Source organism: Prescottella sp. R16, from assembly GCF_030656875.1.
Classification (GTDB): domain Bacteria; phylum Actinomycetota; class Actinomycetes; order Mycobacteriales; family Mycobacteriaceae; genus Prescottella.
This window is the reverse complement of record NZ_CP130943.1, coordinates 3351017-3365558: the sequence shown is the minus strand read 5'-3', so window position 1 is coordinate 3365558 and position 14542 is coordinate 3351017. Positions and strand designations below refer to the sequence as shown.

Annotated in this window: 16 protein-coding genes; 5 read left to right on the top strand and 11 right to left on the bottom strand. The window is 68.5% G+C overall.

The window, feature by feature from the left end:
- Positions 1-23: 23 nt before the first annotated feature.
- The 3 genes from lat to Q5696_RS15765 all read left to right on the top strand — a co-directional run bounded on the left by lat (position 24) and on the right by Q5696_RS15765 (position 3858).
- Complete coding sequence (gene lat / locus Q5696_RS15775; protein ID WP_305092242.1) at positions 24-1364, top strand: L-lysine 6-transaminase; 1341 nt, start codon at positions 24-26, stop codon at positions 1362-1364.
- A gap of 121 nt (positions 1365-1485) precedes the next feature.
- A complete protein-coding gene (locus Q5696_RS15770) occupies positions 1486-3036 on the top strand; it encodes an MBL fold metallo-hydrolase (protein ID WP_305092241.1) in 1551 nt (516 codons plus the stop codon).
- 9 nt (positions 3037-3045) lie between these two features.
- Positions 3046-3858, top strand: coding sequence for a tyrosine-protein phosphatase (locus Q5696_RS15765; protein WP_305092240.1), 813 nt, complete (start codon positions 3046-3048; stop codon positions 3856-3858).
- A gap of 3 nt (positions 3859-3861) precedes the next feature.
- Here the strand turns inward: Q5696_RS15765 and Q5696_RS15760 are convergent, their stop codons facing one another.
- The 7 genes from Q5696_RS15760 to Q5696_RS15730 form a co-directional block, all read right to left on the bottom strand.
- Complete coding sequence (locus Q5696_RS15760; RefSeq protein WP_305092239.1) at positions 3862-4215, bottom strand: VanZ family protein; 354 nt, start codon at positions 4213-4215, stop codon at positions 3862-3864.
- A gap of 11 nt (positions 4216-4226) precedes the next feature.
- Positions 4227-4568 (bottom strand): hypothetical protein, encoded by a 342-nt coding sequence (locus Q5696_RS15755; RefSeq protein WP_305092238.1) that lies wholly within the window; start codon positions 4566-4568, stop codon positions 4227-4229.
- Complete coding sequence (locus Q5696_RS15750) at positions 4568-4945, bottom strand: DUF1707 SHOCT-like domain-containing protein (protein ID WP_305092237.1); 378 nt, start codon at positions 4943-4945, stop codon at positions 4568-4570. Before Q5696_RS15750 ends, Q5696_RS15755 begins: the two co-directional genes overlap by 1 nt.
- 74 nt (positions 4946-5019) lie before the next feature.
- Positions 5020-6810, bottom strand: a complete 1791-nt coding sequence (locus Q5696_RS15745; protein WP_305092236.1) for an acetyl/propionyl/methylcrotonyl-CoA carboxylase subunit alpha — start codon at positions 6808-6810, stop codon at positions 5020-5022.
- Positions 6811-6968: 158 nt separating this feature from the next.
- The gene (locus Q5696_RS15740; protein WP_305092235.1) at positions 6969-8351 is read right to left on the bottom strand and encodes a condensation domain-containing protein; all 1383 of its coding nucleotides are present in this window, start codon (positions 8349-8351) and stop codon (positions 6969-6971) included.
- Positions 8352-8471: 120 nt separating this feature from the next.
- Positions 8472-8885 carry a SufE family protein gene (locus Q5696_RS15735; RefSeq protein WP_305092234.1) on the bottom strand — a complete coding sequence of 138 codons (414 nt, stop codon included), beginning with the start codon at positions 8883-8885 and terminating at the stop codon, positions 8472-8474.
- A complete protein-coding gene (locus Q5696_RS15730; RefSeq protein WP_305092233.1) occupies positions 8882-9793 on the bottom strand; it encodes a sulfurtransferase in 912 nt (303 codons plus the stop codon). Before Q5696_RS15730 ends, Q5696_RS15735 begins: the two co-directional genes overlap by 4 nt.
- Before the next feature lie 128 nt (positions 9794-9921).
- On the opposite strand from Q5696_RS15730, the gene Q5696_RS15725 reads away from it, so the two are divergent.
- Complete coding sequence (locus tag Q5696_RS15725; RefSeq protein ID WP_305092232.1) at positions 9922-10338, top strand: group III truncated hemoglobin; 417 nt, start codon at positions 9922-9924, stop codon at positions 10336-10338.
- On the opposite strand, the gene Q5696_RS15720 is transcribed toward Q5696_RS15725, so the two are convergent.
- The 3 genes from Q5696_RS15720 to Q5696_RS15710 are packed head-to-tail and all read right to left on the bottom strand — an operon-like array spanning position 10335 to position 13010.
- On the bottom strand, positions 10335-10979 hold the full coding sequence (locus Q5696_RS15720) for a Maf family protein (RefSeq protein WP_305092231.1): 645 nt from the start codon (positions 10977-10979) through the stop codon (positions 10335-10337). The genes Q5696_RS15725 and Q5696_RS15720 overlap by 4 nt on opposite strands.
- Positions 10980-11007: 28 nt before the next feature.
- On the bottom strand, positions 11008-11373 hold the full coding sequence (locus tag Q5696_RS15715; RefSeq protein ID WP_305092230.1) for an acyl-CoA carboxylase subunit epsilon: 366 nt from the start codon (positions 11371-11373) through the stop codon (positions 11008-11010).
- Complete coding sequence (locus Q5696_RS15710; RefSeq protein WP_305092229.1) at positions 11370-13010, bottom strand: acyl-CoA carboxylase subunit beta; 1641 nt, start codon at positions 13008-13010, stop codon at positions 11370-11372. The genes Q5696_RS15715 and Q5696_RS15710 overlap by 4 nt, the downstream gene beginning before the upstream one ends.
- Before the next feature lie 116 nt (positions 13011-13126).
- Between Q5696_RS15710 and Q5696_RS15705 the strand changes: the two genes are divergently transcribed.
- Entirely contained in the window at positions 13127-13957 is an 831-nt protein-coding gene (locus Q5696_RS15705; RefSeq protein ID WP_305092228.1) for a biotin--[acetyl-CoA-carboxylase] ligase, read from the top strand.
- A gap of 12 nt (positions 13958-13969) precedes the next feature.
- On the opposite strand, the gene Q5696_RS15700 is transcribed toward Q5696_RS15705, so the two are convergent.
- On the bottom strand, positions 13970-14389 hold the full coding sequence (locus tag Q5696_RS15700; RefSeq protein WP_305092227.1) for a DUF7144 family membrane protein: 420 nt from the start codon (positions 14387-14389) through the stop codon (positions 13970-13972).
- Positions 14390-14542: the final 153 nt, after the last annotated feature.

Below are 14542 nucleotides of genomic sequence, written 5' to 3'. Positions count from 1 at the left end.
ATGAGCGGACGTAGTCTGGGTGCATGAGCACCGCGGTCCGCCCCGCGGCCGGTGACTCGGACCTTCCGGCCGGGCGAGTACACGACGTCCTGCGAGCGCACATGCTCACGGACGGATTCGACCTCGTCCTCGATCTGGAGAACTCGCGCGGCACCCACGTGGTCGACCTCCGCGACGGCACCGCGTACCTCGACATGTTCGCCTTCTTCGCGTCGTCGGCGCTCGGCATGAACCATCCGGCGCTCGCCGACGACGACGAGTTCCTGCGCGAACTCGCGGCGGCCGCGATCGACAAGCCCAGCAACTCCGACATGTACACCGTGCCGATGGCCCGGTTCGTCGACACGTTCGCCCGCGTCCTCGGCGATCCGGCACTGCCGCACCTGTTCTTCGTCGACGGTGGCGCCCTCGCGGTCGAGAACGCGCTCAAGGTGGCGTTCGACTGGAAGAGCCGTCTGAACGAGACCCACGGGCTCGATCCCGCGCTGGGGACGCGGGTGCTGCACCTGACCGAGGCGTTCCACGGTCGCAGCGGCTACACGCTGTCACTCACCAACACCGACCCCGTCAAGATCGCGCGGTTCCCCAAGTTCGACTGGCCGCGCATCGACGCCCCGTACCTCACGGACGGCCGGGACATCGAGGCGGCGGAACAGCGCACCCTCGCGCAGGCCCGGCGGGCATTCGCCGAACACCCGCACGACATCGCCTGCTTCCTCGCCGAACCGATCCAGGGGGAGGGCGGCGACCACCACTTCCGTCCCGAGTTCTTCGCCCGCATGCAGCAGCTGTGCCTGGAACACGACGCCCTGCTGATCCTCGACGAGGTGCAGACCGGCTGCGGGCTCACCGGCACCGCGTGGGCCTACCAGCAGCTGGGTGTCACTCCCGACGTCGTCGCGTTCGGCAAGAAGACCCAGGTGTGCGGCATCATGGCCGGCGGCCGCGTCGACCGCGTGCACGACAACGTGTTCGAGGTGAGCTCACGGATCAACTCGACGTGGGGCGGCAACCTCACCGACATGGTGCGGGCCCGGCGCATCCTCGAGGTGATCGAGGAGGACCGGCTGATCGACCGGGCCCGGCTGTGCGGCGCCCATCTGCTCACCCGGCTCGAGCACCTGGCCGCGAGCCACGACGCTGTCACCGAACCACGGGGCCGCGGCCTGATGTGCGCGATCACGCTGCCCACCCCCGAGTTCCGGGACGACACCGTCACCGCACTGCGTGAACGCGAGCACGTGCTGATCCTGCCGACCGGAGTGCGCGGTATCCGGTTCCGGCCACCGCTCACCGTGACCATCGCCGAACTCGACGCCGCCGTCGACGCGATCGACCGGGTGCTCGCCCGAGCCCACGCGTAGAGGCCCACGTAGGGACCGAAGTCCCCGATCCCCGGTGTTCCGTCCCACATCGGCGGTGCGTGGCGGCGCGACGTCCGACACTCTCGTTACGATTGACGCGGTCTATCGAGGAGGCAGACGAGTGCAGATCACCAGCGTCGGACACGCCGGATTCCACATCCAGACCGAAGCGGGGGCGATTCTCTGCGACCCGTGGGTGAACCCCGCGTACTTCGCGTCGTGGTTCCCGTTCCCGGACAACACCGGACTCGACTGGGACGCCCTCGGCGACGTCGACTACCTGTACGTCTCGCACCTGCACAAGGACCACTTCGATCCCGAGACACTGAGCAAGCACGTCAACAAGGACGCGACCGTCCTGTTGCCGGACTACCCGGTGCCGGACCTCGAGCGGGAACTCCGCAAGCTGGGCTTCACCAAGTTCTTCGAGACACAGGACTCCGTGAAGCACACCGTCACAGGCCCTAAGGGTGACCTGGACGTCATGATCATCGCGCTGCGCGCGCCCGCGGACGGCCCGATCGGCGACTCCGGTCTGGTGGTCTCCGACGGCGAGACCGTGTGCTTCAACATGAACGACGCCCGGCCCATCGACATGGATCCGATGCTCGAGGCGTTCGGCAAGGTCGACATCCACCTGCTGCAGTACTCGGGCGCCATCTGGTACCCGATGGTCTACGACATCCCGGCCGGCACCAAGCGCAACTTCGGCAAGCAGAAGCGTCAGCGCGGCATGGACCGCTGCCGCAGCTACATCGACCAGGTCGGTGCCACGTGGGTGGTGCCGTCCGCGGGCCCGCCGGTGTTCCTCGATCCTGCGCTGCGGGATCTCAACGACGATCACGGCGACGAAGGCAACATCTTCCCCGACCAGATCGTGTTCCTCGAGCAGATGCGCATCCACGGCAACGACGGCGGCCTGCTGATGATCCCCGGCTCGACCGTCGACATCCACGGCGACAAGGCCACGCTCACACACCCGATCCCGGACGCCGACGTCGACAAGATCTTCACCGACAAGGCCGCCTACATCGAGGACATGGCGCAGCGTCTCGCACCGGTCATCGAGGCCGAGAAGGCCACGTGGGCGCCCGCCGAGGGTGAACCACTGCTCGGGCCGCTCAAGGCCAAGTTCGAGCCGATCATGGCGCAGTCCGATCTGATCTGCGACGGCATCGGCTACCCCGTCGGCCTGGTGATGGGAGACGAGACCGTCGTCCTCGACTTCCCGAACCGCACCGTCCGCGAGCCGCAGGACGGCGACGGCAAGTACCGCTACGGTTTCCGCATCGCACCCGAACTGGTGCGCACCGTCCTGCGTGACGACGAGCCCGACTGGGTCAACACGATCTTCCTGTCCACCCGCTTCGAGGCGTGGCGTGTCGGCGGCTACAACGAGTTCCTCTACACGTTCTTCAAATGCCTCACCGACGAGCGCATCGCGTACGCCGACGGCTGGTTCGCCGAGGCCCACGACGACAGCGCCTCCATCGAGATGGGCGGCTACGAGATCCAGCGGCGCTGCCCGCACCTCAAGGCCGACCTGTCCAAGTTCGGTGTCGTCGAGGGCACGAACCTGACGTGCAACCTGCACGGCTGGCAGTGGGACCTCGAGACCGGGCGTTGCAAGACGTCCAAGGGTCACGAGCTGCGGACGAAGAAACTGGGCTAGTTTGGGCGCATGACGACGACGCCGGAGACGCCGGAGACGAGCATCGTGATCGAATCGGTTCCCAACCTGCGGGACGTCGGCGGCCACCGCACCCGCGACGGGGCGACGGTCGCCGCGGGCCGCTTCTTCCGGTCGACGGATCTGAGCAAGGTCACCGTCGACGACGCCCCGCGTCTCGCGGAGCTGGGCCTGGTCACGGTGTTCGACCTGCGGACGCATGCCGAGCGGGTGGCCGCCCCGGACCGGCTCCCGTCGTCGGCGCGGGAGGTGCCGCTCGACGTCCTCGCGGACCGCGCCACCCAGGCGGTGCCCGCGCAGATGAAGGCGTTCCTGAAGGATCCGTCGATCGCGGTGTCGATGCTCGGGGAACATCAGGCTCACGGCTACATGCTGGGCAGCTACCGGGACTTCGTGACGATGCCGAGCGCGGTCGCGTCGTATCGGGCGATGTTCACCGATCTCGCGGCCCGTGAGACGCTACCGGCGCTCGTGCACTGCACCACCGGCAAGGACCGCACCGGATGGGCGACAGCGTCACTGCTGCTGCTCCTCGGCGTGGACGAGGACGACGTCTTCCACGACTACCTGCTCACCAACACGCTGCTGTTGCCGACGTTCGCGAGCGCGTTCGACAAGTTCGCTGCGGCCGGCGGCGACCCGGAAACCCTGAAGGACATCCTCGGGGTCCGCGCCGAATACCTGCACGCGGCGCTCGCACAGATGCAGGAGACGTTCGGGACGATCGAGGGCTACTTCACCGACGGCCTCGGCATCGACACCGCCGGACAGGACGCGATCCGCGCCCACCTGCTGGAGAGCTGACGGCTACGCGGTGATCCGCAGTGGCCGCGCGAACACCCGCGCGGCCACCAGGCCGATCCCGATGCCGACGGCGTCCGCGGCCGCGTCCCACACCGAGCCGCTGCGCTGGATCGGCAGCGCCCCCTGCAACACCTCCGAGACCGCCGCGAACACCAGCAGCCAGGCGGCGGTCCACGCCACGCCGATGCGGGCGTAGCGGGACGTGAGAGCGAGCGCCGCGAACATCAGCGCATGCGTGACCTTGTCGCTGTTCTCCGGTCCACTCGGGACGGTGGATCCGGGGGAGAACAGCATCACGAGCACGATCACCGTTGCGATCGCGAGCGGTACACAGCGTCCGTCGATTCGGTCGAGCATCCTCGGCGCCTTCAGCAGTCCGCGACGGCGAGACCGAGGGCGCCCTCGGCGAACCGGCGGACGGCATCGGTGGCGGCGGCGAGCGCGTCGGCGTGGCCGGGACGTGCCCAGCCGCGCACGACACCGTCGGTGCCGTGCGGCGTCACCCCCACCTCGGCGAGCATTTCACCGGTCGTCGGCTCGCACACCGCCCACGAGAAATGATCCTCGTCCGCCCACTGGCGGGCTCGTTCGGCCACGTAGCCGGGGTCGTCGATGCCGCCGTCGCGGAGAGCGGGACGGTCGTCGACACGGTCGTCGGCGCGCAGCCCCCGCAGATACCAGGTCCCGGCGTTGATCTCGATCGGTTCCATCAGCAGCCACCGTGGCCCTTCCGGCCCCCGAACAGCAGCGCGCCGGTCGCCGGGATCAGCAGGAAGAACAGCCAGCTGTTGTCGATCGGCACCAGGAAGAACAGGGCGAGCGCCACCAACGGCACCACGGCCATGACGGTGTTGCGCCACGTGCGGCCGTCGTCGTGTCCGGTGGCCGCGCCGCCGGGAGCCGGGGACGACGGAAGATCCGTGAACACCCGATCGAGCTGGCCGCGGGTGGTGGCCGATGCGATCATGCCGCTGCGTTCGTCGAACTCGGAGACCGTGAGCCGTCCGTCCTCGAAGTGCCGGGTCAGGAGATTCAATGCCTGCTCTCGTTCGGCGGTACCGATACGGATCTCGGGAAGGTCGGCCATACAGCGAGCATAAATGGCTGTGCGCGGTCGGCGAGTACCGAGACTCGCCGACCGCGCACAGGTGCCTTGGGGCTTTACTTCAGTTCGAGCAGAACCGTGCCCTGGGTGATGGCGGCGCCGGCCTCGACCGACAGACCCGTGACGACACCGGCCTTGTGGGCGGTGACCGGGTTCTCCATCTTCATGGCCTCGAGGACGACGATCAGATCGCCCTCGGCGACCTCCTGACCCTCCTCGACGGCGACCTTGACGACGGTGCCCTGCATCGGGGCGGTGACGGCGTCACCGGACGCGGCACCGGCACCGGCACCGCCGCGCTTGCGGGCCTTCGGCTTCTTCCGAATGGCACCGGCGGGGGCACCGCCCGTGCCGACCGAGAACGAACCGGGCAGCGACACCTCGACGCGGCGGCCACCGACCTCGACGACGACCTGCTGACGGGGCAGGTTCTCGTCCTCGTCGGCGGCGACGCCCGCACCGGCGTACGGCTCGATCGGGTTCACCCAGTCGGTCTCGATCCACTTGGTGTAGACCTCGAAGCTCTCGCCGTCACCGACGAAGGCCGGGTTCTCGACGATGTGGCGGTGGAACGGCAGAACCGTGGCCAGGCCGTCGATCTCGAACTCGGCGAGCGCACGAGCGGCACGCTGCAGGGCCTGCTCACGGTTCTCACCGGTGACGATCAGCTTGGCGATCATCGAGTCGAACTGGCCGCCGATGACGTCGCCGGCGACGATGCCGGAGTCGACACGCACACCCGGGCCCGACGGCTCCTTGTAGACGGTGACCGGGCCGGGGGCGGGCATGAAGCCGCGGCCGGCGTCCTCACCGTTGATGCGGAACTCGAAGGAGTGGCCACGCGGGGTGGGATCCTCCTTGATGCTCAGCTCCTCGCCGTTGGCGATGAGGAACTGCTGACGCACCAGGTCGATGCCCGCGGTCTCCTCGGTGACCGGGTGCTCGACCTGCAGGCGGGTGTTGACCTCGAGGAACGAGACCGTGTCGCCCTGGACCAGGTACTCGACCGTGCCGGCACCGTAGTAGCCGGCCTCCTTGCAGATGGCCTTCGCGGACTCGTGGATGCGACGACGCTGGTCGTCGGTCAGGAACGGCGCGGGCGCCTCCTCGACGAGCTTCTGGAAACGACGCTGCAGCGAGCAGTCGCGGGTGCCGGCGACGACGACGTTGCCGTGCTTGTCGGCGATGACCTGGGCCTCGACGTGGCGGGCCTTGTCCAGGTACTGCTCGACGAAGCACTCGCCGCGACCGAAGGCTGCGATGGCCTCACGGGTGGCCGACTCGAACAGCTCGGGGATCTCCTCGATGGTCTGCGCGACCTTCATGCCGCGGCCACCGCCACCGAAGGCGGCCTTGATCGCGACCGGGACGCCGTACTGCTTCGCGAACTCGACGACCTCGTCGGCGTTGTTGACCGGATCCTTGGTGCCGGCGGCCATCGGGGCGTTGGCGCGCTCCGCGATGTGGCGGGCGGTGACCTTGTCACCGAGGTCGCGGATCGACTGCGGCGAGGGGCCGATCCAGATCAGCCCGGCGTCGATGACGGCCTGCGCGAAGTCGGCGTTCTCGGACAGGAAGCCGTAACCGGGGTGGATGGCGTCGGCGCCGGACTTGGCGGCGGCGTCGAGGATCTTGTCGAACACCAGGTAGGACTCGGCGGACGTCTGGCCACCGAGAGCGAACGCCTCGTCAGCGAGCTTCACGAACTGCGCGTCCGCGTCGGGCTCGGCGTAGACGGCGACGCTACCGTAGCCGGCATCCTTCGCGGCTCGGATGACCCGCACAGCGATTTCGCCGCGGTTGGCGACGAGCACCTTCGTGATCTGCGCGCTGGCTGGAGTGGGCACTGAGCCTCCTGTATTTCGCATGGTCGGGCACTGCGGTTCGCCTGTGGCGTCACCGGCACGTGTCGGTTGGCATCTTCTTCGGAGTGTAGGCACCGCTCGAAGGGGCGATGAAACCGGATAGCGGTTACACAGTAGGTGCTCGATTCGAGGCCGCAACCCTACTGACCAGTAGTAGTTCCCGATCCGAGGGCTGCCGTCAACGCCTCCCGGACGTGAGCGAGGAAGCGCACCACGTTCTCGGTCGCGGTGTCGGTGCCGGGGAAACGGACCGAGACGTTCACCCCGTGTGGTGTCCGGTTCACCCACAGGTAGACGTCGTGGGAGTAGTGCCGGCTGCGCAGCGCCCGCGCCTGGATCTCCGGCCATTCCTGCGCCATCGGCACGAACCGCACGTCCATGAACGACACGACGAACCGCGGCCGGATCGGCACCCCGAGAATTTCCTCGACGCGGGCGAACGGAATCTTCGCGGCCGGCTTCGTCGCCGAGATCGCTTCGGCCGCACGGGCGGTGGCCGCCGCGAAGTCGGGGGCGCCGGCGATGTCGAACTCGATCGGGGCGAGACCGACGAACCAGCCCAGCGACGTCGCCCATCGCTGATCGTGCCGAGTGTGGACCGGGGTGACGGTACGCAGCAGTGTGTTCCCGGTCAACGCGAGATTCGCCTCCGCGACGCCCGCCAGGATGCCGGCGAAGAAGTTCTGCCCGGACCGATGGCACAGCGCGTTGAACGCGGCCGCCTGTGCGGCGTCGAACACCCACTCGGACACGGCCCGCTGCGCCACCCGCCGGACGGGCTTCGGACCGAGATCGAGAGGAAACTCCGACAACCGTCCCTTGCTGCGCATCAGCGCACCCCGCCACACGTCCACCGCGGAATGCCGGTGGTCGACGCCGACCGCCGCCGACCGCTCCTCGGCACCGAAATCGATGTAGCTGCCCGTCGGTACCAGCAGTGCCGGTGGGCCCGCAGCCGCCTCGCAGTACAGAGCGGTCAGCTCGTGCGCCACCAGGACCACGGAGAAGCCGTCGATCAGGGAATGGTCGGCCGCGAAGAACACCGTGCAGCCGTCCTCCGGATCGGTGTGCTCGAGCGTCACGAACAGGTACGCGGGCCACCGGTGCGGCGACGTCAATTCGTCGAACAGATCGAGGACCCGCTCCTGGACGGTGTCCTCGTCGAACTCGAACTCGTGCCGCACCTCGTCGAGATCGATACCGCCCGGCGGCACCGTGCGCCGCCGGATCAGGCCGTCGGCGCCGAGTTCGGCGTGACTGCGCAGCGGCTCGTGCCGGTCGATCCACTCGCGCACCGCGACCCGGAACGCGTCGTGGTCGAGCGGTCCCGATAGCCGGAACGCCGCCCCCAGCCACGATTCGCGGCCGTCGTCGTGGGTGCCGTCCGCGGTGCGACGCAGGTGAGCCTCGTGGATGTACGACGCCGGACGCGGGTCGTCGGCCCACTGCGCGGTGGCCTCGGGTAGCCATTCGGTGAGCATGCCGGGAGCGAGCGCGTAGTCCGCGAGCTCGGTGAATTCCATTGTGGAGAATCCATCTCTCGTCCCGCCGTGGTGTCGGCGGTGAACAGTGTCGGCGGTGAACGATGTCACAGTGAAGTTGTGGGGAGGATCACTCCCGGGTGATTTTTCGCAGCAGGGCGGTCAGGACCGCAGGTGCCGCTTGATGCGCGCGAGCATCGCACTCATGCCACGCAGGCGCAGCGGGCTGACGGCGTCCGCCAGCCCGAGCGCCGAATAGAAGTCGTCGGGGATCGCGAGAATCGTTGCGGCGCTGTGCCCGTCGAGACCCTGATGCAGGATCGACGCGAACCCGCGCGTGGTCGGCGCCTCGGCCGGCGCGCTGAAATGCAGCCGCACCCGCTCCCGATCCGCGTCGTCGACCAACAGGAACAGCGGCGACTGACACTCGGGCACCGGCTCCATCGCCTCCTGCTCGAGCTCCGGCGGCAGCGGAGCCAGCTCGCGGCTGAACTCGAGCAGCAGCTGCAGCTTGTCCCGATCGTCGACGGCAGCGAAGTCCTCGACGATCTCCGCGAGACTGTCGGGCAGGCTCACGACACCTCGCCCCCGGCGACGCCCGGCGCACTGCCCGGCTGCTCGCCCCGAACGATCGGCACCCGCACGACGTTGCCCCACTCGGTCCACGACCCGTCGTAGTTGCGCACGTTCGGGTAGCCGAGCAGATGGGTGAGCACGAACCACGTGTGACTCGACCGCTCACCGATCCGGCAGTACGCGATCACGTCGGACTCCGGGGACAGGTGCCCGTAGATCTCGTCGAGCTCGACCCGGCCGCGGAACCGGCCGTCGGGGGCCGCGGCCCGCGCCCACGGAATCGACTCGGCGGTCGGAACATGACCCCCGCGCAGCGCACCCTCCTCCGGATAGTCCGGCATGTGGGTGCGCTCACCCGTGTACTCCTGCGGCGACCGCACGTCCACGAGCGGGCCGCGACCCAGATGGGCGAGCACATCGTCCTTGAACGCACGGATCGCGTGATCGTCGCGCTCCACCACCGGGTAGCGGGTGCGGGCGGGATCGGGAACGTCGAACGTGGTCTCCCGGTTCTCCGAGATCCACGCGTCCCGGCCCCCGTCGAGCAGGCGCACGTCCTCGTGCCCGAACAGTGTGAACACCCACAGCGCGTACGCCGCCCACCAGTTGCTCTTGTCGCCGTAGATCACCACCGTGTCGGTGCGTTCGATGCCCTTGCGGCTCATCAGATCGGCGAACGCCTCGCCGTCGATGTAGTCGCGGGTGACGGGGTCGTTGAGATCGAGATGCCAGTCGATCTTCACGGCGCCCGGAATATGACCGATGTCGTAGAGCAGCACGTCCTCGTCCGACTCCACCACCTTCACACCGGGAGTGCCCAGGTGGACGGACAGCCACTCGGTCGAGACGAGACGCTCCGGATGGGCGTACGCGGCGAATGCGGGATGGGGGTCGGGTGCGACGGGCACGAAGGGTCTCCTGTGGAGGGTGTGTGGAGGGTGGTCCACTCACGATTCTAAGTGGTCGTTCGTTCGACGGAGCGAACGGAACCGGAGCGCTCTACCCGCCGGTAGCGCCGTCGGTACGATCGGAACCCGTGACCGTTCCCTCGAAGGCGCCGGCCGTCGGCCGCCCCGACCTGCGCGGACGCGCCGACATCGACCGGCTCGTGACGGCGTTCTACGAGCGGGCCCTCACCGACCCGGTCCTGGAATCGGCGTTCGAGATCCTGACGATCGTGGGACTCGAGGCCCACCTGCCGGTCGTCGGCGACTTCTGGGAACAGATCCTGTTCCGTACCGTCCGCTACCAGGGCGAATTCGTGGCGGTGCACGACGCGCTGCACCGGCAGCACGATCTGGCGGGCGAGAAACTGGCGCGCTGGCTGCACCTGTGGTGCGAGACGGTCGACGAGATGTTCACCGGACCGGACGCCGAGCGGGCCAAGACGAAAGCGGCCGCGATGGCGGCTGCCATGGAACGCAGCTGGAGCGGCAGCCGGAGCCGCCGCTAGCGGGGGACCCGGGCGGTGGCCCACAACGCGGCCACGGAGACCCCGACGTCGGCGAGCAGCCGACGCACGAGCGGCAGGCCGATCCCGACCACACTCGACGGATCACCGTCGAGGCGTTCGACGAACCAGCCGCCGAGACTGTCGAGAGTGAAGGCGCCGGCCACCTTCAACGGTTCACCCGACGCGAGATACGCCTCGAGTTCGTCGTCGGACGGGGTACCGAAGTGCACGACGGTGCCGCTGCAGTCGGACACGGCCGCTGTGATCTCGCCGGACTCCAGTCGGAGCACACTGTGCCCGGTGAGCAGCGTCGCGCTGCGGCCGGCCATGGACTGCCAGCGTCGACGCGCGACGTCGACGGTGTGCGGCTTGCCCTGCAACTGCCCGTCGATGTGCAGCATCGAATCGCAGCCGATCACGACGGCGTCGGTGATGCCGTCGGCGAGCAGGGCGGGAATCACGTCGCGGGCCTTGGCCTCGGCGAGCGTGGTGACGACCGTCTCGGGGGCCGCGGACGGGCCCAGACGGTCGACGAGGACGTCCTCGTCGACACCGGAGACCCGGACGACGGGTTCGACCCCGGCGCCCCGCAGCACGGTCAACCGTGCCGGGGACGCCGAGGCGAGAACCAGTGTGGTCACTGCGCGGACCGTCCGCTCGGAGCGAGCATCAGAACGGGCGCGGCGCGACCGGGGTGCCGAAGGAGTACGGCGAGAACGGTGCGTGCCCACGATGCATGCGGGTCGGGGCACCCCAGGTCTCGGGCGGCAGGCCGTCACCGGCCGGTGCCGCCGAGCTCGACGCGGCGGCCAGCACGGTCACCAGGACCGCGACATCCTCGTCCGTCGGATTGCCCTTGACGATGCTGAACGCGGGCGCGACCGGCGTCGTCGTGGCGGCGGGCTCGAGCCCGGCCGTTTCGAGCCCGGCCGGTTCGAGTCCGGCGACTGCATCCGCCAACACGGCTCCTTCGAGCGTCGACGCGTCGAGCAGAGCGGCGTCGGTGAGCACTTCTTCCCGGGTGGTGGCTGTCACAGCGGAATGTTCCCATGCTTCTTGGGCGGAAGCGAAACCATCTTGCGCTCGAGCAGACGCAGAGCGGAGACGATCTGTCCGCGGGTGTGCGACGGCGGGATCACGGCATCGACGTAGCCGCGCTCGGCCGCAACGTACGGGTTCACCAGGGTGTCCTCGTACTGCTGCTGCAGCTCCAGGCGCAGTGCGTCGACGTTCTCGCCGTTCGCCTCGGCCGCCTTGATCTCCTTGCGGTAGACGAAGCCCACAGCGCCGGATGCGCCCATGACGGCGATCTGCGCGGTCGGCCACGCCAGGTTGACGTCCGCGCCCATGTGCTTCGAGCCCATGACGTCGTACGCGCCACCGTACGCCTTGCGGGTGATGACGGTGATCTTTCCGACCGTGGCCTCACCGTACGCGTACAGCAGCTTCGCGCCGCGACGGATGATGCCGTTGTACTCCTGGTCGGTGCCGGGCAGGAAGCCCGGGACATCGACGAGGGTGACGATCGGAACGTTGAACGCATCGCACGTGCGGACGAAGCGGGCGGCCTTCTCGGAGGCGTCGATGTCGAGGCAGCCGGCGAACTGCATCGGCTGGTTCGCGACGATGCCGACGCTGCGGCCGTCGATGCGGCCGAAGCCGACGACGATGTTGGCGGCACGGCCGGCCTGCACCTCGAGGAACTCGTCGTCGTCGAGGAGACGACGGATGACCTCGTGCATGTCGTACGGCTGGTTCGCCGAGTCCGGGATGATCGTGTCGAGCTCGCGGTCCTCGTCGGTGAGCGAGTCCTCGATCGAGCCGTCGATCGGATCCGTCGGCAGCATGCGCGGCGCCGCGGCCTGGTTGTTGCTCGGCAGGTAGGACAGCAGGTCCTTGACGTAGTCGAGGGCGTCCTGCTCGTCGGAGGCGACGTAGTGCGCGACACCCGACTTGGCCATGTGGGTCCGGGCGCCGCCCAGATCCTCCATGGTGACGTCCTCGCCCGTGACGGTCTTGATGACGTCGGGGCCGGTGACGAACATCTGGCTGGCCTCGTCGACCATGACGACGAAGTCGGTGAGGGCGGGGGAGTACACGTGGCCACCGGCGGCCGGGCCCATGATCAGAGAGATCTGCGGGATGACACCCGAGGCCTGGATGTTGCGGTGGAAGATCTCGCCGTACAGGCCGAGCGAGACGACGCCCTCCTGGATGCGGGCACCGGCACCCTCGTTGATGCCGATCAACGGGCGGCCGGTCTTGAGCGCCAGGTCCATGACCTTGACGATCTTCTCACCGTAGATCTCGCCGAGGCTGCCGCCGAACACGGTGGCGTCCTGCGAGAACACGCAGACGTCGCGGCCGTCGATGGTGCCGTAGCCGGTGACGACACCGTCGCCGACGGGACGGTTGTCGGCGAGGCCGAAGTTGGTGCTCCGGTGCCGGGCCAGGGCGTCGAGTTCCACGAACGAGCCCTCGTCGAGCAGCGCTTCGATGCGCTCGCGGGCCGTCAGCTTGCCCTTGGCATGGACCCTCTCGACGGCCTTCTCGCCCATCGGCTGCATTGCCTGCGCCTGGCGGTTACGCAGGTCAGCGAGCTTCCCCGCCGTGGTGTGGATATCCGGGGTATTCGCCGCCTCCGCCGCGGCCGGCTCCTGAACACTGGTCATGGTTCGTGAGCATAACCAGGCGCGACGGGCCGCTTTCGAGTGAGGTCTCTTCGGGCCGAATTGTTCAACCTAAGCTACTGACGAGTCACTTTTCAATCACACCCTACGCTGGACGGATGTGGACCGACCTGAACCGCCCGCCCCTCGACGCCGACGTGTTGCGCCGTGCCCTGGTGCGCGGCGGAGGTGACCCGGACGCTTTCTGGTCGAGCGTCGACATCGTGGCCGAGACCGGCTCCACCAATGCCGACCTCCTCGCCCGACCGAAGGGGCCGGGCTACCCGCGCAGCGTCCTGATCGCGGAATACCAGACGGCCGGCCGTGGCCGGCACGCCCGGCCGTGGGTGAGTCCGCCGCGGGCACTGCTCACCGTGTCGGCAGTGCTCGACCTGCCGGGACTGGACCTCGCGGACATCGGCTGGCTGCCACTGCTGGTGGGGGTCGCGGTGGTCGACACCCTGCGCGACGTCGCCGGTGTCGATGCGGATCTCAAGTGGCCCAACGACGTTCTCGTCGACGGCCGCAAACTTGCCGGGATTCTCGTGGAGGTGGCGTCGACGACGCCCGTGCCGACCGTCGTCGTCGGTGTCGGTCTCAACGTGACCCTGACCGCGGACGAACGGCCGGTGCCGACGGCCACGTCGCTGCTGCTCGAGGACGCCGAGGTCACCGACCGCTCGGTGCTGGCCCGCGCTCTGCTGCGAGCCCTGGCCGCACGGTGGCGCGCATGGGAGGCCGCGGGATGGAAGGTCGACGATCTCGCCGCGGCCTATCGGGAGCGGTGCGGCACACTCGGCCGGCTGGTGCGCGCGGAACTCCCGGGAGACCGGGAACTCGTCGGCATCGCGACCGGCATCGATCACGAGGGTCGCATCGTCATCACGCCGACGGGGATGTCACCGGTCGCGGTATCGGCCGGTGACATCACCCATCTGCGTGCCGTCTGAACGTCGAAACCCTCAGGCGCGGTCGGGATTCCAGGCGGTGACCGCCCAGATCACCACGACGTCGAGCGCGATGATCAGGATGGACCACAGCGGGTACCACGGGATCCACAGGAAGTTCGCGATGATCGACAGCGCGGCGATGACGATGGCACACACGCGTGCCCACGTCGCCCCCGTCAGCAGGCCGAGTCCGATGAGAACGACCACGATGCCGAGGATCAGATGGATCCAGCCCCAGGCGGTCAGGTCGAACTGGTAGACGTACTGCGGTCCGACGACGAACATGTCGTCGTCGGCGAGCGCCGAGATCCCCTGGAAGATCTGCAGGATTCCCACGGTCATGAGCAGGATTGCGGCGGCGATCGACGCCCCCGCCGCGAAGCCCTGCTTGGTGCTGCCCGAACTGTGCGAGGGCGGGGTGGAAGTCGTCATCACTGAATCCCCTTCGGTCGGTGACAGGGGCGACGGTGACAGGGAAACGTCGCCTGGACGCAGTCTCCGCCGCGAGCACTCGCCCCGGCTCACCCGTGCCGGGTGAATTCCACAGCGTTTCTGCCCTCTCACAACACCGTTCGACTGCTACGT